17 protein-coding genes and 1 tRNA gene are annotated in these 20,244 nt (G+C 69.8%); 9 read left to right on the plus strand and 9 right to left on the minus strand.

What is annotated here, in order from left to right:
• Nucleotides 1-7 precede the first annotated feature (7 nt).
• From HQ308_RS00755 to HQ308_RS00765, 3 genes are read left to right on the plus strand one after another with little or no spacing between them, the layout of a single operon-like run.
• Nucleotides 8-1,498 carry a TIGR02677 family protein gene (locus tag HQ308_RS00755; protein WP_307108869.1) on the plus strand — a complete coding sequence of 497 codons (1,491 nt, stop codon included), beginning with the start codon at nt 8-10 and terminating at the stop codon, nt 1,496-1,498.
• Nucleotides 1,495-2,826, plus strand: a complete 1,332-nt coding sequence (locus tag HQ308_RS00760; protein ID WP_222645222.1) for a DUF2398 family protein — start codon at nt 1,495-1,497, stop codon at nt 2,824-2,826. Before HQ308_RS00755 ends, HQ308_RS00760 begins: the two co-directional genes overlap by 4 nt.
• Entirely contained in the window at nt 2,823-6,965 is a 4,143-nt protein-coding gene (locus tag HQ308_RS00765) for a TIGR02680 family protein (protein ID WP_222645223.1), read from the plus strand. The genes HQ308_RS00760 and HQ308_RS00765 overlap by 4 nt, the downstream gene beginning before the upstream one ends.
• Before the next feature lie 77 nt (nt 6,966-7,042).
• Here the strand turns inward: HQ308_RS00765 and HQ308_RS00770 are convergent, their stop codons facing one another.
• From HQ308_RS00770 to HQ308_RS00795, 6 genes are all read right to left on the minus strand, one after another.
• The gene (locus HQ308_RS00770) at nt 7,043-7,870 is read right to left on the minus strand and encodes a DUF559 domain-containing protein (RefSeq protein WP_222645224.1); all 828 of its coding nucleotides are present in this window, start codon (nt 7,868-7,870) and stop codon (nt 7,043-7,045) included.
• 177 nt (nt 7,871-8,047) lie between these two features.
• Nucleotides 8,048-9,286, minus strand: a complete 1,239-nt coding sequence (gene mshC / locus HQ308_RS00775; RefSeq protein ID WP_222645225.1) for a cysteine--1-D-myo-inosityl 2-amino-2-deoxy-alpha-D-glucopyranoside ligase — start codon at nt 9,284-9,286, stop codon at nt 8,048-8,050.
• A 47-nt stretch (nt 9,287-9,333) separates the two neighbouring features.
• On the minus strand, nt 9,334-10,173 hold the full coding sequence (locus tag HQ308_RS00780; RefSeq protein WP_373425285.1) for an SCO1664 family protein: 840 nt from the start codon (nt 10,171-10,173) through the stop codon (nt 9,334-9,336).
• Complete coding sequence (locus HQ308_RS00785) at nt 10,170-10,766, minus strand: DUF3090 domain-containing protein (protein ID WP_027505335.1); 597 nt, start codon at nt 10,764-10,766, stop codon at nt 10,170-10,172. Before HQ308_RS00785 ends, HQ308_RS00780 begins: the two co-directional genes overlap by 4 nt.
• 65 nt (nt 10,767-10,831) lie before the next feature.
• Complete coding sequence (locus HQ308_RS00790; protein ID WP_222645226.1) at nt 10,832-11,560, minus strand: histidine phosphatase family protein; 729 nt, start codon at nt 11,558-11,560, stop codon at nt 10,832-10,834.
• A gap of 47 nt (nt 11,561-11,607) precedes the next feature.
• On the minus strand, nt 11,608-12,453 hold the full coding sequence (locus HQ308_RS00795) for an undecaprenyl-diphosphate phosphatase (RefSeq protein WP_027505333.1): 846 nt from the start codon (nt 12,451-12,453) through the stop codon (nt 11,608-11,610).
• Between the two features lie 161 nt (nt 12,454-12,614).
• Between HQ308_RS00795 and HQ308_RS00800 the strand changes: the two genes are divergently transcribed.
• Entirely contained in the window at nt 12,615-13,544 is a 930-nt protein-coding gene (locus HQ308_RS00800) for an aldo/keto reductase (RefSeq protein WP_222645227.1), read from the plus strand.
• Between the two features lie 3 nt (nt 13,545-13,547).
• Here the strand turns inward: HQ308_RS00800 and HQ308_RS00805 are convergent, their stop codons facing one another.
• Complete coding sequence (locus tag HQ308_RS00805) at nt 13,548-13,904, minus strand: hypothetical protein (protein ID WP_027505331.1); 357 nt, start codon at nt 13,902-13,904, stop codon at nt 13,548-13,550.
• Between the two features lie 140 nt (nt 13,905-14,044).
• Here HQ308_RS00805 and HQ308_RS00810 point away from each other — a divergent pair, with 140 nt between their 5' ends.
• The 3 genes from HQ308_RS00810 to HQ308_RS00820 are packed head-to-tail and all read left to right on the plus strand — an operon-like array spanning nt 14,045 to nt 16,496.
• The gene (locus HQ308_RS00810; RefSeq protein WP_222645228.1) at nt 14,045-15,088 is read left to right on the plus strand and encodes a hypothetical protein; all 1,044 of its coding nucleotides are present in this window, start codon (nt 14,045-14,047) and stop codon (nt 15,086-15,088) included.
• A 48-nt stretch (nt 15,089-15,136) separates the two neighbouring features.
• Entirely contained in the window at nt 15,137-15,355 is a 219-nt protein-coding gene (locus HQ308_RS00815) for a DUF5703 family protein (RefSeq protein ID WP_037185612.1), read from the plus strand.
• 55 nt (nt 15,356-15,410) lie between these two features.
• Entirely contained in the window at nt 15,411-16,496 is a 1,086-nt protein-coding gene (locus HQ308_RS00820) for a quinone-dependent dihydroorotate dehydrogenase (RefSeq protein WP_307108861.1), read from the plus strand.
• An 11-nt stretch (nt 16,497-16,507) separates the two neighbouring features.
• Here HQ308_RS00820 and HQ308_RS00825 read toward each other — a convergent pair whose 3' ends face one another.
• Nucleotides 16,508-17,038, minus strand: a complete 531-nt coding sequence (locus HQ308_RS00825; protein WP_027505328.1) for a YbhB/YbcL family Raf kinase inhibitor-like protein — start codon at nt 17,036-17,038, stop codon at nt 16,508-16,510.
• A gap of 33 nt (nt 17,039-17,071) precedes the next feature.
• Nucleotides 17,072-18,436: a M20/M25/M40 family metallo-hydrolase gene (locus tag HQ308_RS00830; protein ID WP_081821196.1), complete on the minus strand. Its 1,365-nt coding sequence runs from the start codon at nt 18,434-18,436 to the stop codon at nt 17,072-17,074.
• A gap of 153 nt (nt 18,437-18,589) precedes the next feature.
• Here HQ308_RS00830 and HQ308_RS00835 point away from each other — a divergent pair.
• Together HQ308_RS00835 and HQ308_RS00840 are read left to right on the plus strand one after the other, a co-directional pair.
• Nucleotides 18,590-18,675 (plus strand) — tRNA-Leu (locus HQ308_RS00835).
• Nucleotides 18,676-18,753: 78 nt separating this feature from the next.
• Entirely contained in the window at nt 18,754-20,226 is a 1,473-nt protein-coding gene (locus HQ308_RS00840) for an SDR family NAD(P)-dependent oxidoreductase (RefSeq protein WP_037185609.1), read from the plus strand.
• Nucleotides 20,227-20,244 lie beyond the last annotated feature (18 nt).

Genomic DNA, 20,244 nt, shown 5'->3' on the forward strand with positions numbered 1-20,244 from the left:
TGTTGCAGTGACCGAATCCGCCGACTCCTTCGTGGTGGACGACAGGCTCCGGCTCTTCTCGTTCGCGACAGCCGAGAAACGGGCCGACTACCTGCGGGTTCTGCGCGCTTTCGAACATGCCCGTACCGGCTATGTCGTTCTGCTGCACGCCGGCGAGGTGGCCGAGATCCTGGCCCGCACCGACGGCGGCGACACTCTGACCGGCCTCGAGATCGGCCCGCTGCTCGAACAGTTGCACACGTGGGGCGTTCTCGAACGCAGCTACGACGGCACCCGCGCGGCCACGCTCGCCGAGTACCGCAATCGCCACTACGTCTACCAGTTCGGTCAGGTCGGCTACCAGGCATACCGCGCCGTCGAGGACGTCCTGGCCGCCCGCCCCGAGGACGCCTCGCTCTCGCGTCTGGTGCTGCCCGAGCTGCTCGCCGACCTGGAGGATCTCGCGGCGGCGAACCTCGCGGGGGACGCCGACCTGGTGTACCGCAAACTCGATCGGCTCGACACCGCTCTCAACGACATGGCCACCCGCGCCGCGCACTTCTACCTGTCGCTGGGCGACCTCGTCCGCACCACGGACGTCACACCCGAGTCGTTCCTGGCACACAAGGACGCATTGCTCTCCCACATGCGGGAGTTCTCCCTCGACCTCGCCCGCTTCGGCCCCAAGCTCACCGCCGCCATCGAGCGGGTGGACGCCACCGGACTCGACTCGCTGCTCGACCGGGTGGCAGCCAGTGACGAACGCGTCTTCCTCAGCCGCGAGGAGCGCCGCGCCGACTGGGCGGGCCGGTGGACCGGTCTCGTGCACTGGTTCACCTCCACCGACGGCGAGCTCACCGAGTCGGATCGTCTGCGGGAGGGCACCATGAGCGCCATCGCCGCCGTGCTGTCGCTGCTGCGCCGCGTCACCGAGACCCGCAGGGGCGGAGTCAGTCGCGAGTCCCAGCTGCGACATCTCGCCGGGTGGTTCGCGTCCGCTCCCTCCGAGGAGTCCGCCCACGCCCTGTTCGGTGCCGTGTTCGGCCTCGGCCGGCCTCGTCACCTGTCGATGGTCCACCCCGACGACGACATCATTCCCACCACGCGATCGTGGTGGGACGCTCCGCCTGTCGAGATCTCGCGCACGCTCGCCGAGACCGGTCGGCCCCCCGCCGCCGGTGCTCCTGCCAGGGTCCACCGCAACGACGCCGGTGTCCGGCGTCTGCGCGAGGAACAGCTGAGCGTGCAGCGTCGCCGCGCTCAGGCCGCGCGATCACTCGCCGAACACGGTGTGTACGAGCGGGATCTGACCAACGAGGAGACCGACGTGCTGCTCGGGCTGCTCAACGCCGCCCTCACCGCACGCGTCCCGGTCAGCGGCCGCGTGGGCAGCTCGACCGGATCCGAGGGTGGCGTCACCCTGACACTGGCACCGCACGAGCAGTCCACCGTGGTGCGCACCGAACGCGGTCTACTGCACCTCGAACGGCTGTCACTCACCATCGGCGCGCGGCGATGAGAGCACGCACCATTCCGAGCCTGGCACTCGACTCGTACCAGCGCGCCGCCCGAGTCGTGTTGTCCCACCACCTGATCACCCGCACCTACCCGGACCGCATCGCCCTGCCCCTGGTTCGCCGATGGGCCACGGAACTGCGCGAGGACATGCTCGATCTCTTCGGATACCGACTCGAGGTCACGGAGACCACGGCCCGGCTCTACCCCGTACTCGACCGGTTGGACGCGAGTCGACCGGCCCGCACGACCTCCGACCGCGTCTTCGACCGTCGCCGCTACGCATTCCTGGCGCTCACCCTGGCGGCACTCGGTCGCGCGGGTGACCAGATCACGTTGTCCGAGTTGGCGGTTCAGGTCGCCTCCGATGCCGGACGGGTGGTCGGGGTCGACCTCGACACCGAACGCGCGACCGACCGGGACGCCTTCGTCGACGCCGTCGGCTGGTTGTCCGTTCGCGGTGCGATCACCCTGGCCGACGGCGATGCCGGCGGGTGGGCGCACAACCCCGACGCGGGAGAGGCCTTGTACGACATCGACCGCTCCGTCGTCGTGGCCCTGTTTCGTCCACCGCGCGCGCTCCAGCATCTGCGCAGCACGGCACACCTGCTGCACAGCACCACGGACGACCCGGCCGATCGCGCTCGCCGTGCCCGCCGTGCGCTCGTCGAGCAGCCCGTGGTCCACGGCCCCGACTCGGTGCCGGACGACCGGTCCGTCGAGGATGTCCGGCTGCTGACCGGACTGTCCGTCGAACGCCGGGCGGAGGGCATCGCGCTCATCGACACGTCGGGACGCCTGTCGGACATCAGGTTTCCGTCCACCGGCACGGTCGCGCAGGTCGCCCTTCTCCTCGCCGGTGAGATCGCGGAGCGGGTACTCGATCCCGATGCCGACGATCGGACCACGCTCGAGGCGGACATCGACCCCACCGACGAGCTGCTCGCGGCACTCGACAGCGCGATCCCGGACGGCGGCGTCGTGGACGACCTGGTCGACGACTCGGTCGCCCCGGACACGGTGGAGGCATCGGACGAGACGATCCGGCACCCGTTCGTCGCGGACTCCTGGCTCGACGAGACCGTCGGCGCCCTCGTCGACGCCTACGGCCGCACCTTCGCCGCTCAGTGGCAGGCGGACCGTGCCGGGGTTCGCGCGGCCGCTGTCGCACTCCTGACGAACCTCACTCTGGTGGCACCGGTACGCGGGGGCATCGTCGCGTTGCCGGCCCTGGCGCGCTATCGGGGAGTGGTCGTCACCGTCCGAGAACAGGCGTCCGCCGGCCTCTTTCCCACCGATCACACGAGCACCCTCGAGGAGCACACCCCGTGACGCGCAGCACCCGATTCCGGCCCACGCGCGCCGGCATCATCAACCTCTGGGACTACCGCGATCAGGAGTTCTCGTTCGCCGACGGTCGGCTGGTGTTGCGTGGCCCCAACGGATCCGGCAAGACCAAGGCACTCGAGGTGCTGTTCCCGTTCGTGTTCGACGGCCGGATCGAGCCGCGTCGCCTCAACCCGTTCGCGGGTGAGGAACGCACCATGAAGTCCAATCTGCTCTACCGCGGCCAGGATTCGGCGCACTCGTACGTGTGGATGGAGTTCGCACGTGGCGATCGGGACGAGCCCGAAGCGGTGACCGTCGGCATCGGCATGCGTGCGACACGGTCGGCGGACAAGGTGACGCGCTGGTACTTCGTCGCCGACGGCCGCGTGGGCGTCGACTTCTCGCTGCTGGGCACCGACGACAGGCCGCTGACGAAGAAGCAACTGGCCGAGCAGATCGGGACCGACGCCATCGTCGATCGGCCGGTGGACTACCGCGCCGCCATCGACGCGCGACTGTTCGGTCTCGGCGCCGAGCGGTACGACCAGCTCATCACCCTGATTCTCACGCTGCGACGCCCGCAGTTGGCGAAGAATCTCGACCCGAAGGGCTTGTCCCGTGCACTGTCCGACGGACTGCGCCCCCTCGACGAGCACCTCGTCCTCGAGGCGGCGCGCTCCTTCAGCGACATGGAGGAGGTGGGCCGCGCCCTCGAGGGACTGGTGCAGGCCGACCACGCGTCGAAGAGGTTCGTCGAGGTCTACTCGAAGTACCTCGCCGTCCAGGCGCGCACCGACGTCGATCAGGTCGGTCGACGTCTCGAGGCCGTCGACCACGCCACGGTCGCCCTCTTCGCCGCCAAGGGCTTGCGTGAACGACGACGGGTCGAGCGCGTCGAGGCGGAGAAGCGGTACGAGGCAGCCGAGCGCGCACTCGATCTCGCCGTCGCCGACCAGCAGACCCTGCAACGGTCCACCGCTTACGAGGGCAAGCAGCAGCTCGACGATCTCGCGGATGCGGTCCGCAAGCTCGAGGTGTCCACCGCGCAGCAGCGCGACAAGGCTCGCAAGGCGACGGAGGCCGTCGACGTCCGGCGACGAGAGGCGGACGAGGCCGCAGTGGCGCTGCGGGAGTCGACCGCGTCGATCGTCCGCGCCGAGGACGAGCTCCTCGCGGCCGCCGAGGACGCCGGCATCGCCTGGACGCCACTCCCCCGCGACGCCCGTACCGACCAGATCACGGCAGCGGTACGCGGTCATGCCGAGGAGCGGGACGGGGACGTCCGGGCCGTACGTGCCGCGCTGTCCGTCGTCGACCGTGCCACCACCGAGCGTGCCCGTACCGAACGGGCCGCCGACCGCGCCCACACACTGCACGACGCCGCGGTGGCCTCCGTCCGCGAGGCCGAGGCCGCCGTCGAGTCGTCCCGTGCCGCGACGGCGGAATCGCTGCGGGCGTGGTGGGCCACGCACGCCTCGGTGCTGGACGACGGCGAGATCCTCGAGTCGTTGCACACCGCGCTCGCACGCGTCGGCGAGGACGACACACCCACGCTCGGCGAGGTACTCGGCGACGGAGTTCGCGAGCTGCTCGACACGGTGCGGGACCGACGGAGTGCTGCACTGCAGGACCGGGACGACGCGGCGCGCACCATCACCGAGGCCACGGCCGAGCGCGCGTCGGTCGCCGCCGAGCACGACGACGCTCCCCCGGCGCTGCGCACCCGTACCGGCGACCGTGCGGGTCTCGACGGCGCACCGTTCTGGACACTCGTCCGCTTCGCCGACGACGTCACCGCCGACGATGCCGCGGCCCTCGAGGCCGCGCTCGACGCGGCCACACTGCTGGACGCGTGGGTCGCCGACACGGCTCCGACGGGGCTCGTCTCGGATCAGTACCTGACCGCCACCGCACCGGTGACCGGGCGATCGCTGGCCGACGTCCTCGTGGTCGAGGACGACATCCCCGTGCAGCACAGCACCGTGCGGGCGATCCTCGACTCGATCGCGCTGGACGACGTGGGCAGTTCTGCGGGTGTCGGACGGGACGGGAGCTTCGCGCACGGTCTCGTGCGCGGCGCGCACCACAAGGACGCCGCCGAGTACATCGGCGCGACGGCACGAGCTGCACGGCGCACGTCCCGCATCGCGGAGATCGACGAGGCCCTCGAGGTGGCCACCGCGCGGCGCGACGAGGCCGATCGAGTCGCCGAGCAGTGTCGAGAACGTCTCGACTCGATCCGCGCCGCCGTCTCGACGGTTCCTCGTACGTCGGAGGTCACCGCGGCGCTCCGGGCGGTCACGTCGGCCGCCGGCGCTCTCCGATCGACGACCGAGTCGGTCGCGTCCGCCGACCGAGAACTGGACCACGCGATCGCCGAACTGTCTGCCGCCGAACGACGTCTGCGGACGGACGCCGTCGCGCGGCGGGCTCCGTTCACGCCGCGAGACCTCGACGCGCTCGCGGCGGCGATCCGCCACTTCGAGAACACCGGTTCTGCCATCCTGCGCCACCGCGGCGACGCGGACCGGTCCGCCGAGCGCGACCGGGAAGCTGCCGGGCGCCTCGACGAGGCCATGATTCTGGCCGAGGAGTACGCGGAGGAAGCGGCCATCGCCGAGTCCGACTACGAGCAACAGCACGCCAAGTTGGAGATGCTGCGGGACTCGCTCGGTGCGAGCGCCGAGAAGATCGACGCCGAACTCGACGCGATCAGGATGCGCATCGAGGCGTGCAAGACCGAGCAGCGCGCCGCCACGAAGGCGGACCGTGAATCGGGCGAGGCCATCGGCAAGGCGGAGGGCGCGCACGAGACGGCCGTCGCCGGACTGACGACCGCGTTGACCGAAGCGCTCAGCGACGCCGCGCGACTGGCTCCCTACGCGCACCGCGATCTGCTGGCGGTGCTCGGTGCGGCGCGCGACTGCTCCTGGCCGGCGAGCGACGCGGCCTGGTCGACGGTCGAGCAACTGCTCTACCGAACCGACACGGCTGCCGGGCCCGACGAGGCCCCGGACGTACTGCCCCCGGAAGTGCACCGACTGCACACCGAGCTCACCGAGGCGACGGCGCAGGTCAAGGTCAGCGATGCGAGCCGACGCTCCACACGCAGCGCGCTGACGGCGGCGTTGCAGGAGTTCGACGCTCAGCTGGCCGCGTCGGGTCAGGATTTCCGGCTCAGTTGGGACGCGGCCGACGGGGTCACGGTGGTGCGGGTGCAGGACGAGCAGGGCCACTCCACCATCGCCGACTTCGCGGATCGCATCGACGCGGCACGACGCGACCAGGAGACGCTGCTCACCGATGCCGAGCGCCGCATCCTCGAGGACGCTCTGCTCACCGGCCTGGCGCAGCAGATCCACGAGCGCACGGTCGACGCCCGCGAACTGATCGCCCGTATGGGATCGGAGATGAAGCAGCGCCGCATGTCGTCGGGCAACACCATCGGCGTGCACTGGGTGCTCGCGGACAACCTCGACGACAGCACCCGTGCCGTGTCGAAGCTGCTCGAGCGGGACGCCTCCGCGCTCGGACCCGAGGAACTGGCCGAGATGCGTGTGCACTTCGCGGCACAGATCCGGACGGCGCGGGCGCAGCATCCCGAGCGCTCGTACCCCGAGATCCTCAGTGCCGCACTGGACTACCGGCAGTGGCGCGTCTTCGCGTTCACGCTCATCTCCGGTGACGGCTCCGAGGACAGGCTCACCGTCGCACGCCACAGTGCGCTCTCGGGCGGCGAGCAGTCGGTGTCGCTGCACCTCCCGCTCTTCGCGGCGGCGCACGTGATGCTGTCGTCCGCGGACCCGCACTCACCGCGGTTGCTCGCACTGGACGAGGCGTTCGCGGGTGTCGACGACAACGGTCGCAGCGAACTCCTCGGTCTCAGTGTGCAGTTCGACCTGGACTTGTTCATGACCGGCTACGACCTCTGGATCACGTACCGCGACGTGCCCGGGTGCGCCCACTACGACCTCGCGCACTCGACGGTCGAGAACACCGTCAGCGCAGCGCTTCTCGTGTGGGAGAACGGGGAGTTGCTCGCGGAGCACGACGGGTCCGACCTCGCCGCGGCACTGGGCTCGCCGTTGAGCCGCCGCGTCGACCTCCCCGCGGAGGGTGGGCTGGACTTCGCCGAGGTGTGATGGTGGGTGTGGTGCTCCTCTCGTGACCCCATTCGAGCGGGAACCCGCTTGAAAGCTGGGCGAGCGGAGCAGAACCATCACCGCCGCGCGTGCCGGCGACGTCGTACCTCTGCGACGATCTCGTCGGCGACGGCACCGGGATCCTTCAGCACGTCGAACGCGGCATACCGCAGAACTCGCAGATCGCCGAGGATCAGAAAGTTCTGCCGTCGCCTGTCGTGGCAAAACACCTCCGGTGCACTGTGGAATGCGTACCCGTCCACCTCCACCACCAGGTTGGCGAGCTCGTCGTAGAAGTCCACCACGAACGCACCCACCCGGACATTGGTCTGCATGCGGAGATGTCGCCGAATCAGCTCACGCCCGAGAACTCGCTCGGGCTCGGAGGCGAAGCCGCGCGCAGCGGTGTCGACGAGGCGCCGCGCACGGATGTGCCCGCGCCGGCCAGGTAGTGCGTCGAGGAGCGCGCGAACGCGGTTCTCGTCGACCTCGTGCACCAGAGCGTCGTCCACGAGTCGCTCGGCAGCGGCATCGCTCAGCACCGCCGCGCAGTCGATGAGGGTCTGCTCCCGAGTGGTGACCGGCAACCCCAGCACCTCGTCGCAGGCACCCTGCCTGCGTCTGTGCACCGTCAACCATTCAGGTGCCCGTGGCCTTGCGAATTCGCCGACCAGTGCGTGAACACCGGACGGTTCGCCGATCCACCCGTACAGCCGGGCAGCACTCGTATGACTCAGCAACGCGTCGGGGCGCCACAGAGTCACGGCCAGGCAGCGGTCGAACCAGGCGGGCTCCTCCTGGCAGAAGACTCCGGGCAGCACGCGGTGGAAGCGTCGACGAATCGTCGTGGCGGACATTCCGGCACCGGTCAACTGGGCGAGGGTCGACACTCGAGTGACGGGCACAGCATCGACGATGGCCCATCGCGGACACTGCCCGATGACGGCGATCTGCGGCGATGGTCGACCCCGGGGACGGACGGCTACCTGTGGATGTGGAGTTTCTGCTCCGCTCGAGCGCCGAATCGGCGGGATCCCGCTCGATATCGCACCGAGAGGAGCAAAAACACCACTCCCGACGAGCTAGAGCTTCACACCCAGCAGCGCGTCCACCGCCAGCGACACCAGCCCCGGCGCCGCGGGGTCGGAGCCGCCGAGCGTCACGGCGTCGTGTGCCCACGCATCGATCGCGTCGAGTGCCTTGGCGGAGTCGAGATCGTCGGCCAGGTGCTGGCGTACGCGGGCGACGGTGTCCTCGGCGGACTGTGCCGACTCGAGCGCCACGGCCTTGCGCCACAACGCGAGTCGGTCCTGCGCAGCGGCGAGGATCTCGTCGGTCCAGGTGCGGTCCTGCCGGTAGTGGCCGGCGAGGAGACCGAGGCGGATGGCACCGGGATCGACACCCGCAGCGGTGAGCTTCGAGACCAGGACGAGATTGCCCAGCGACTTGGACATCTTCTCGCCGTCGAGGCCGATCATGCCGGTGTGCACGTAGTGTCGCGCGAAACGGTCTGCGCCCGTGAGCGATTCGGCGTGAGCCGCGGAGAATTCGTGGTGCGGGAAGATGAGGTCACTGCCGCCACCCTGCACGTCGAAGCCGGATCCGATGCGGTTCAACGCGATCGCCGCGCACTCGATGTGCCAGCCGGGGCGCCCCGGACCGAACGGCGAGGGCCACGACGGCTCGCCCGGACGCTCGGCCTTCCAGACGAGGGCGTCGAGAGGGTCGCGCTTGCCGGGGCGGTCGGGATCTCCGCCGCGATCGGCGAAGAAGGTGTCCATCGTCGCCCGGTCGTACCCGGACTCGTAGCCGAACTGCTCGGTGGCGTCCGCGCGGAAGTACACGTCGGGGTACTCGGCGTCGTCCACCACGTAGGCGGCGCCCGAGGCGACGAGCTTCTCGACGAGCTCCACGACCTCGGTCACAGACTCGACCGCGCCGATGTAGTCGCGCGGCGGGATGACGCGGAGCGCGGTCATGTCCGACCGGAAGAGGTCGGTCTCGCGCTGTCCGAGCGACACCCAGTCGTCGCCGTCGCGTGCCGCGCGCTCGAAGAGCGGGTCGTCGACGTCGGTGACGTTCTGGACGTAGTGCACGTCGTGGCCGGCGTCGCGCCAGACCCGGTTGACGAGGTCGAACGTCAGGTAGGTGGCCGCATGGCCCAGGTGCGTCGCGTCGTACGGGGTGATGCCGCAGACGTACATGGTGGCGGTCGAACCGGGCGCGACGGGACGCACGGCGCGATCGGCCGTGTCGTACAAACGGAGCGGCGGGCCCTCGCCCGGCACGCTGGGAACGTCCACTTCGGGCCACGACTGCATGGGTGAAGACTATCCGGTCGGGCCGGAGCCGCCGCCGCGTGCCCGGTCTAGAACGCGGGCCAGGGAATGGGCCTGCTGGAGTCGGGCGCCGGCATGACCGGTTCCGCGAGCAACCGCGACACGCGACCGGCCAGCGCCTCGATCTCCTCGTCGGTGATGTGTGGCGCGAGGGTGTCCCCGAAGGCACCGCGCAGGTCGCGGGAGAAGTCGACGAGGTCGGCCACCAGAGCGGCGTCGACGGGTCGACCGGCCCACCCCCACAGCACGGTCCGCAGCTTGTTCTGCCGGTGCAGGGCGATGCCGTGGTCCACGCCGTACACGGAGCCGTCGAGTGCCTCGAGCACGTGTCCGCCCTTGCGGTCGGCGTTGTTGATGACGACGTCGAGAACAGCCATCCGGTGCAGCCGCGGATCGTCCGCGTGCACCAGTGCCACCTCGTCGCCGGCATCGTCGTAGGCCCGGAGCACGGGGATGTAGGACGAGGGCACGAGGTCGGGGCGGCAGAGGTCCACCATGTCGTAGCCCTCGCCCTTCTCGGGGAGGCGCTCGACGGTGTCGATCCACCGCTGCACCATGCCGACACCGAGCGGACCGTCCCGTAGCACGGTCGTGGGCACGACGCCCCAGCCCAGTGCGTCGGAGATCAGGTAGGACGAGATCTCGCGGCCCGCCAGCGTGCCGTCGGGGAAGTCCCACAGCGGCTGTTCCCCGCGCACCGGCTTGTAGACACATCGCAGTGCCGGCGCCGGATCCTCACGCTCGATCTCGCACACGAGCGTCGCGTTGGACGCCTGCACCACGCGACCGACGATGGTCATCTCGCCGTGCGCGAGCAGGTCCGTGTCGTCGTCGGTCCAGGGCGCGGTGGCGTCGCCGGCGGAGGTCAGGACTCGTCCCCGAACTCGGTGGTGTCGCTTCCCAGCACGGTGCCGCGCCGGTACCCGTTGGTCCGCACGCACATGTGACCACCGGGCGCGAGGGGCTCCCCGCAGAGCGGGCACGGGGGCCGACCGGCAGCGATGACGCGCTCGCTGCGCGCGGCGAACTCACGGGCCTGCTCCGGACTCAGGAACACCCGCACGGCGTCCGGACCCTCGTCGGTGTCGTCGAGCACCACCGACTCGTCGATCTCGGTCTCGGTGATGGCGAGCAGCTCCACCACGACGGCGCCGGCGTCGGCGTCCCAGCCCAGACCCATGGTCCCGACCCGGAACTCGGCGTCCACGGGCATCACCAGTGGGTCGACGTCGCTCGGATCGGCTTCCTCGGGTGGCACATCGGTACCGAAGCGCCTCGCCACCTCGTCGAGCAGGAGCCCGACACGGTCGGCCAGGACCTGAACCTGCTGCTTCTCGAGCGCCACCGACACCACTCGGGCGTCGTGCACTGCCTGGAGGTAGAAGGATCGATCGCCGGGCTCACCCACCGTTCCGGCGACGAACCGGTCGGGGGTGCGAAAGACGTGAATCGCGCGTGGCATATCTGCACCTCCAAAGATCGCGCCGCCGAACTGCCGCGGCTGTGACTCCCATTATCCGCGTGTTGTCACTGTCCGGTGGAACCACCGGGGACGGCGTCCGATTCCGACGCGGTCGGAGCCTGGTCGGACGGGGCCTCGGCAGTGGTGTCCGTCTCGGCGGGCGACGTCGGAACGAACTGCGTCAGATCCCCACCGAGATCGCCGAGACGATGGACGAACGGCCGCGTCTCGGTGTACCGGACGACACTGATCGACGCCGGGTCCACCACGATGCGCTGGAACTGGTCCAGGTGCGACCCCAGAGCATCGGCCAGGACGGACTTGATGACGTCGCCGTGCGAACAGGCCACCCACAGCACGTCGGCGCCGTGCTCGGCGGCGAGCCGCGCGTCGATCTCGCGGATCGCGCGCACCGCCCTGATCTGCACATCGGCGAGGCCCTCACCCCCGGGGAAGACGGCAGCGGACGGGTGCTGCTGCACCACCTTCCACAGCGGCTCCCCCACGAGATGCTTGATCGGCTTGCCGGTCCACTCGCCGTAGTCGACCTCGAGCAGCCGATCCTCCACGACGGGTTCGAGCTCGCGCGCCGCAGCGAGGGGCGCGACCGTCTGTTCGCACCGGAGCAACGGTGATCGCACGATCGCCGCGAGCGGAAGCACCTCGAGACGGGCGACGACACGCTCCGCCTGCTCCCGACCGAGATCGTCGAGTTCCACGCCGTCCGACCTGCCCGCGAGCGTGCCGGCCGTGTTGGACGTCGAGCGTCCGTGGCGCAGAAGTATGACCGTCATGACCTCAGCCTAGTGAGACGCGAGGGGCGCCCGGCGTCGCGGTGGCGTCAGTTCGCTGCGACGACACCCGTGGCGAGGAGGCCGAGAACCGCGACGCCGACGACGATGCGGTACCCGACGAACCAGTACAGCGAGTGGTTCTCGACGAAGCGCAGCAACCAGGCGATGGAGGCGTACCCCAGTACGAAGGCCACGAGCGTCGCCACGACGAGCTGGGATCCCGACGCCTGCAGACCTTCGCCCGCCGGTTCGAAGGCATCCGGCAAGGAGAAGAGTCCGGACGCGGTGACGGCCGGGATCGCGAGCAGGAACGAGAAGCGGACCGCGGCGGCACGCGTCAGGCCCATGAACAGACCGGCACTCGTGGTGGCGCCGGATCGGGACACGCCCGGGATGAGCGCGAGACACTGCGCGGCGCCCATGACGAGGCCGTCGCGGGTGGTGAGCTTCTCGATCGGTCGCGTCTGTCGGCCGACCTTCTCCGCGACGGCGATGACCACGGCGAACACGATGAGCAGCGTCGCGATGATCCACAGGTTGCGCGCACCCGTCCGAATCGCGTCCTTGAAGACGAAGCCGAGCACCCCGATCGGGATGGTGGCGAAGATGACGTACCACCCCATGCGGTAGTCCAGCGTGTCGCGCTGGGACTTGTCGGCGATACCGCGGAACCACGCCGCGACGATGCGCCCGATGTCGCGGGCGAAGTAGAGCAGGACCGCGGCCTCGGTACCGAGCTGCGTCACCGCGGTGAACGACGCGCCGGCGTCGTCACCGAAGAAGACCTCGGAGACGATGCGCAGGTGTGCAGAGGAGGAGATGGGGAGGAACTCGGTCAACCCCTGCACGGCGCCGAGCACGAGGGCCTGCACCCAGGACATCGATTCCGCGATCATCGCTGCTCTCCTGCCGTCCGATTCCGCGGCGCGCAGACGCCACCGACGAGGTTTCCTGTCGAAGTCACGAGGCACGACCGTACTAGGGTCGTGCCTCGACCACCGTGTCGGCAGGACGAGACACGGACGGAACACGGCGAAACGGATGCACTGCCTTCATGAAGCACAGAACGGTCGGGAGCAGCGGGCTGCGGGTGTCACGCCTGGGACTCGGAACGGGTGAATGGGGACGCGGAGTCGACGGTGACGACGCCGCGGCGCAGGTGACGGCGTTCGTCGACGCGGGCGGGACCCTCGTCGACGCGTCCGCCTCCTATGGAGACGGACGCGCGGTGCGGGTGTTGGCCGAGATCGTCGACGACGTGGTTCCGCGCGGTGAGCTGGTGCTCAGCATCGATTCCGGCGTCTCGCGTCCGGACACCTCGGGGCACTGGACCGTCGACTGCTCGCGGCGCGCGCTCCTCGCAGACCTGGACAGGACACTGCGCGAGCTCGGCACCGATCACCTCGATCTGTGGAGCGTCGGCGCGTGGGATCCGCAGACCCCTCTCGGTGAGGTGGCGGCGACTCTGGAGCACGCGGTCTCGTCCGGGCGGGTGCGCTACGCGGGTGTTCGCGGCTTCACGGCGTGGCAGCTGGCCACCGTGTCGGCGTCCGTCGACATCACCGCGGCGCAGGCGGAGTACTCCCTGCTCGCGCGCGGCGCCGAGGACGAGCTGTTCCCCGCGGCCGACCACCACGGCGTGGGCGTTCTCGCGGTGTCGGCTCTGGCGGGCGGCGTGCTCACGGGCAAGTACCGGGACGGTGTACCCGCGGATTCACGCGGCGCGGACGATCACCGACGCCACGCGCTCGCACCCTTCCTCGGTGAGGACGGCGGGAAGGTGGTCGAGGCTGTCATCACGGCGGCCGACGGTCTGGGCACGTCGCCACTCGCGGTGGCTCTGGCGTGGGCCCGAGATCGCCCCGGTGTCGCGTCGGTCGTGGTCGGGACGCGGGACATCGGTCAGCTGACGGGTGTGTTGGCCGCCGAGGACGTCGCGCTTCCGTCGGCCATCACCTCCGCGCTGGACGACGTCAGTTCCTGACCGTCACTTCGGGTCGATCGCGTTGCCAAGCCGCCCGAGCAGCGATCGCAGGAGTGTGGTGTCGGGCGGCTGCGGCGAGTCGAGCGGACGGACGTCGGCGACCGCGTCCCGGACCGCGGCGACGATCGAGCGCTCGTCCGAGAGGTCGACGTCCGTGACATCGCGCTCCGCGACCGCGTCGACGTCGAGATCGTCGGGAACGGCCTGCGCCAGGTCGGAGCGGTAGACCTCCACGCGCAACGACTTACCGCGTACCCGGAAGGCGAAGCTCCGCCCGTCCGGAGTGGACCCGAACCCGTGGGCGTGCGCCCCCACCGACACGTCCTCCACCGAGAACTCCGCATTGCTCGGCCCCGTCATGCGCCCTCCCTCGCTCTCTCTCGTCGACAGGCACTCGTCGAAACGTACAGACGCGTCATGGTGGACACATCCCTCCCCTGTGCTCGCGCCGGGACGGCGAGATGATCGGATGAGAGAAGACCTGAAGGAGAATCACCCCCATGGCACCCCGACCGACCAGTGCCCACTCGGCACGACGCAGCAGTACCCGTTTCGTCCTTCTCGGCCTCGCCCTGGTGACGACGGTCACAGCAGGATGCGCGAACTCCGACGATCCGGAGCAGCTGAACACGCGTGAGCCGGAGGTCGCCGCGGTGTCCCCCGACACGACCGTCACGCCGGCGGGCGTCACGGCCGACCCGCGCTTCGGCGGTCCGGCCACCGTCGACGGCCTCGCGATCGAGCCTCGCGACCGGATCGCCGGGATCCTCACCGACGACGGTACGACGCTGCTGCTGACCCCGCTCGACTCGGAGGAGAATCCGCGCTCGGTGCGACTCTCCGCACCCGGCACGTCCGTCTCCGCCGGCAGGGACGGCGAACTGTTGGTCACGTCGTCGTCGGGCATCAGCCGGGTGGACGCGCAGTCCGGTGCGACGACGGACGTCGCGGTCGACGGCGGCGCCGCCTCGGTGACGCCGTGGGACGACGGGTACGCCATCGGGACGCCGACCGGAACCGTCGTGATCACGGGAGCCGACGGCGCGGTCGAGAGCACCATCCCCGGTCAGGCGTCGGTCGACGGTCTCGTACGCACCGGAGACGATCTGGCGTCCCTGGACACCCGGCAGACGTCGGTGACGTCCGTGAACGTCGGTGCCGAACGTCTCGGCGCCGCGCTGCGCGCAGGCGACGGGGCCACCCGCATGACCGGATGCGCCGACGGTGCCGTCGTGGTCGCCGACACGACCGACGACGAACTGCTCGTCTTCACGGGCGACCCCGATCTGATCATGCGACAGCGCTACCCCGTCGCCGGCTCCCCGTTCGCCGTCGCGTGCGAGGACGACGGCACCGTGTGGGTGACCGTGACCGCACTGAACGAGGTGGTGGGATTCGACATCACCTCCGGAATTCCTGTCGAGTCGGCACGGTTCCCCACAGTGCGCCAGCCCGACTCGCTCGCCGTGGACTCGCAGTCCGGCGAACTTTTCGTAGGCTCGAACAGTGGCGCCGGGGTCCAGGTGATCCCGACCCGGGCGTGAGTGCCCGCGAGGACGAGAGCGAGATCCGTGAACCGGAACAACCGTGCGATGCCCGTCGGCTGGGAGACCCAGTCGGACGACTGGGAGTACGTGCCCATCAAGCTGCCGCCGGACGTCACCCGAGTGACGGCCTCGATGCGGCTGGCCATCTCCGCCGAGTTCGGTGGGTGGGAGCTCTCCCGGGTCCGGCTGTACACCGACGGCAGCAGGCGAGTACTTCTCAAACGACGCAAGACCGCGCACCACGTGCCCGATCCCGGTCTCTGACCGAGTGGCGGCGCCGCACCACCGACGAGATTCCCCGACGAGAGGTTTCCAGGCTGTGAGCCCGTACCGGCTGCTGCTCCGCGCGATGTTCCTGCTCCCTCCGGAACGCATTCATCACCTCGCATTCGCGGCGATGGTCGCGGTGACTCGATTCGCGCCCCTGCGTGCGCTGGTCTCGCGCGTGCTCTCGGTCCGAGATCCGGCACTGCGGACGACCGCCTTCGGCGTGACGTTCCCCACCCCGGTCGGGCTGGCCGCCGGTTTCGACAAGACCGGTGAGGGTGTCGACGCGTGGGGTCCGCTGGGGTTCGGTTTCGCGGAGGTCGGCACCGTGACCGCGCAGGCGCAACCCGGAAACCCACAGCCTCGACTCTTCCGGCTTCCCGCCGACCGAGGCCTGCTCAACCGCATGGGTTTCAACAATCCGGGTGCTGCGGCGGTGGCCGAGCGTCTGCGCGGACGACGCGGGGACATCCCGGTCGGCGCCAACATCGGCAAGACGAAGGTGGTTCCCGCGGCGGACGCCGCGATCGACTACACGGAGAGTGCGCGGCTGCTCGGCCCGCTGTCGGACTTCGTCGTGGTCAACGTGAGTTCGCCGAACACCCCCGGACTGCGGGATCTGCAGGCGGTGGAATCGCTGCGGCCTCTGCTGGCCGCCGTGGCGAGCGTCGTGACGGTGCCCGTCCTGGTGAAGATCGCGCCCGACCTGTCGGACGACGACGTCGACGCGGTGGCAGACCTAGCCATGGAGCTGGGATCCGCCGGCATCGTGGCGACCAACACGACCATCGGGCGCGACGGGCTGCGGACGGCCGGGGCCGCGGATCTCGGAACGGGTGGCGTCTCCGGCCCGTACGTCGCGGACCGATCACTCGAGGTGCTGCGCCGACTGCGTGCACGCGTCGGGGACTCGATGACGCTGATCTCGGTCGGCGGTGTCGAGACCGCCGACGACGCGTGGGAACGCATCCTCGCCGGTGCCACCCTCGTGCAGGGGTACACCGGCTTCGTCTACGGCGGTCCGTTCTGGGCGCGTCGCGTCGCCGTCGGCCTGGCTCGACGAGCCCGGGCCGCAGGATTCGCCTCGGTGGCCGACGCGGTCGGCACGGAGACTGTCCCGCGGCCCGGGCCGCGCTGATTCGGTTCTCGTCAGCTCTGCTCGTACGTGCCCACGATGACGGCACGCGCGATGGCGTGACTGAAGAGGTTGAATCCGAGGTACGCAGGTGACGCACTCTCGTCGATCTCGAGCTTCTCGACGTCGACGGCGTGTACCGCCACGAAGTAACGGTGCGGTCCGTGTCCCTGCGGGGGTGCGGCACCGATGAACCGGGCCAGGCCCGCGTCGTTGCGCAGCGTGATCGCGTCGTTCGGCAACCCGGTGGAGCTGTCGTCGCCCGCTCCGGTGACCAGGGTGGTGGTCGAGACGGGGATGTTCGCCACCGCCCAGTGCCAGAAACCGGACGCCGTCGGCGCATCGGGGTCGTAGACGGTGACGGCGAAGCTCTTGGTCTCCTCCGGAAAGCCCGACCACGACAGCTGCGGCGAGTTGTCGTGGCCGCCCGCGCCCATGATGCCGCTGACCTGGTCCTCGTGGAGCGGCTGACCATCGGTGACGTTGTCCGACGTGAGCTCGAACGACGGCAGCGACGGCAGTGCGGCGTAGGGATCGTGTGACATGAGGTCCTCTCGGGAGATATGGGTTCGGGGTTGTCAGCTGTGCAGAAGGAAGTGCTCGAAGACCTTGGTACCGAAGATCAACGACTCGACGGGTACCCGTTCGTCCACGCCGTGGAACAACGCCGCGAAGTCGAGCTCGGGCGGCAGCTTGAGCGGCGCGAAGCCGAAGCAGCGGATGCCCAGCTTGGCGAACGCCTTGGCGTCGGTGCCGCCGGACAGCATGTAGGGCACCGTGCGACCGTTCTCGTCGAACGCCAGGATCGCGTCGTTCATCGCGTCGACGAGGTGCCCGTCGAACGTGGTCTCGTACGGCTCCAGGTCGGTGATCCAGGACCGTTCGACGTGCGGACCGATGAGCGCGTCGACCTCGCGCTCGAACTGCGCCTTGCGTCCCGGCAGGACGCGGCAGTCGATGGTGGCGGAGGCCGTCTGCGGGATGACGTTGGCCTTGTACCCGGCCGAGAGCATCGTGGGATTTGCCGTGTCGCGCAGTGTCGCGCCGACGATGCGGGCGATGCTGCCGAGCTTGGCGAGGGTGCCGTCGATGTCGGGCGACTCGGGGTCGAAGGCCAGGCCGGTCTCCGAGCTCACGGCGGCGAGGAACTCGGTCACCGAGTCCGTCATCACCAGCGGGAACTGGTGGTTACCCAGTGCTGCAACGGCTTCGGCGAGGTACGTCACGGCGTTGTCCTCGTGCAGGAACGATCCGTGACCGGCGCGAGCCTTGGCCGTCAGACGCATCCAGGCGAGCCCCTTCTCCGCCGTCTCGACGAGGTAGAGGCGACGCTCGTCGCCCTCGGGGGTGGACACCGTCAGCGAGAAGCCGCCGACCTCGCCGACGGCCTCGGTGACACCCTCGAACAGATCGGGCCGGTGCTCGACGAGCCAGTGCGACCCGTACCTGCCGCCGGCCTCCTCGTCGGCCAGGAACGCGAAGACCAGGTCGCGGGGCGGGACGGTGCCGGCCGACTTGAACTGTCGGGCCAGCGCCAGGGCCATGCCGACCATGTCCTTCATGTCGACGGCGCCGCGTCCCCACAGGTAGCCGTCCTCGACGGCACCCGAGAAGGGATGCACGCTCCAGTCGGCGGGCTCGGCCGGAACGACGTCGAGGTGGCCGTGCACGAGCAACGCGCCGCGTGAGCTGTCGGCGCCGGCCAGTCGGGCGAAGACGTTGCCGCGGCCGGGCGCACCCGACTCGACGTACTCGGTCTCGTACCCCACGGCCTCGAGCTGGCGCGCCACCCACTCGGCGCACTCCTTCTCGCCGGCGGTGGTCTCGAGCTCACCGGTGTTGGAGGTGTCGAAGCGGATCAGCGACGAGACGAGGTCGACCACCTCGTCCACGGCCACGGTCTGCTTCTCGGTCTGGTGGTCGTTCTCTCCTGTTGCGGACACAGCTCGTTCCTACCACTCCAGGTGCCTCGGCAGGTGCTCCGACGTGCGGTTTTGGTCCAGGGCGCGGTATCGGCTAGATTTAGCGACCGCACCGAGAACACGGGTGCGACGCGATCATGAACTGTGTGTGACCAGCAGGGTGTGACGTGGGTTGTCCGAGTGGCGGAATGGCAGACGCGCTAGCTTGAGGTGCTAGTGTCCTATTAACGGACGTGGGGGTTCAAGTCCCCCCTCGGACACCGAAGACAGACCGACGAAAGCCCCGATTCCTCACGGAATCGGGGCTTTCGTCATGACACGGGAGCGTGGAGGCGGCGATGACGGAGCACAGCGTGACGGGCATCGACCCCGACGAACTTGCCGCGTGCCTGCGCGTGCTCGACCGCGCGGCGGCCCTGGACGACGATCACCCCGACGCCGTGACCGTGCAGCGTGCCACGGCCGGCATGTTCAAGGCCGCGAAGAAGCGTCGCCGCCTGGAGTCGCGCGCCCGCGTCGCCGACGCCGACCGCGCCGTCGTCGCCGCCACGGCGACCGGATCACCCGACCGCATCGACGACGAGACCGCCGGGCTGGCGCTGACGTCGGCCACCACCACCGAGACCGCGGGCACACTGCAGCGTGCGCGTCCCTGCTACATCTGCAAGCAGCGGTACACGACGGTGGACGCGTTCTATCACCAGCTCTGCCCCGAGTGCGCCGCCCTGAACCACGCGAAGCGGGACGCCCGGACCGATCTCACCGGCCGCCGCGCCGTGCTCACCGGCGGGCGCGCGAAGATCGGCATGTACATCGCGTTGCGCCTGCTGCGCGACGGTGCTCACCTGACCATCACGACGCGCTTCCCCGCGGACGCGGTGCGCCGGTTCTCCTCGATGTCCGACAGCCACGACTGGATGCATCGACTGTCCGTCGTCGGCATCGACCTGCGTGATCCCGCGCAGGTGGTCGCGTTCGCGGACTCCGTCGCGGCGGAGGGCCCGCTCGACATCCTGATCAACAACGCCGCTCAGACCGTCAAGCGGTCCGCCGGCTCGTACACCGCCCTCGAGGACGGTGAGCACGGCGTCGATCTGGCAGCGCTCGGGGTGCGCACGTTCGGCGCGACGAGCGATGCCCATCCGGCAGCGCTGGTGGGGGCGTTCGGCGAGACCGACGGCGACACCGTCGCTCTCGACACCGCCGTCATGGCGAACATGGGGCCGTCGCAGGTGACCTCCATGGCCCTCGTCGCCGGTTCGGCGTCCCTGCAGCGCATGGCTGCCGGAACGGCGATCGACGCGGGTGGGCTGGTACCCGACGAGGCGCCGACCAACAGCTGGGTGCACACCGTCGACCAGGTGGATCCCGTCGAGCTGCTCGAGGTTCAGCTGTGCAACTCGGTGGCGCCGTTCATCCTCGTCTCGCGCCTGCGCGCCGCCCTGGCGGCGTCGCCGCATCGCCGGTCCTACGTCGTCAACGTCTCCGCGATGGAGGGCCAGTTCGGCCGCGGCTACAAGGGACCGGGGCATCCGCACACCAACATGGCCAAGGCCGCACTGAACATGCTGACGCGCACCAGTGCGAACGAGATGCTCGACGACGGCATCTCGATGAGCGCGGTGGACACCGGCTGGATCACCGACGAACGCCCGCACCCGACGAAGATCCGCCTCGCCGACGAGGGTTTCCACGCGCCCCTGGATCTGGTGGACGGCGCGGCTCGTGTCTACGACCCCATCGTCCAGGGTGAGCTCGGTGTCGATCTGCACGGGAAGTTCCTCAAGGACTACGCGGCCTCGCCCTGGTGACACCGCCGAACCCCCGTG

Origin of the sequence: Rhodococcus sp. BP-241 (assembly GCF_019836145.1) — a bacterium.
In the GTDB taxonomy this organism is placed as follows: domain Bacteria; phylum Actinomycetota; class Actinomycetes; order Mycobacteriales; family Mycobacteriaceae; genus Rhodococcoides.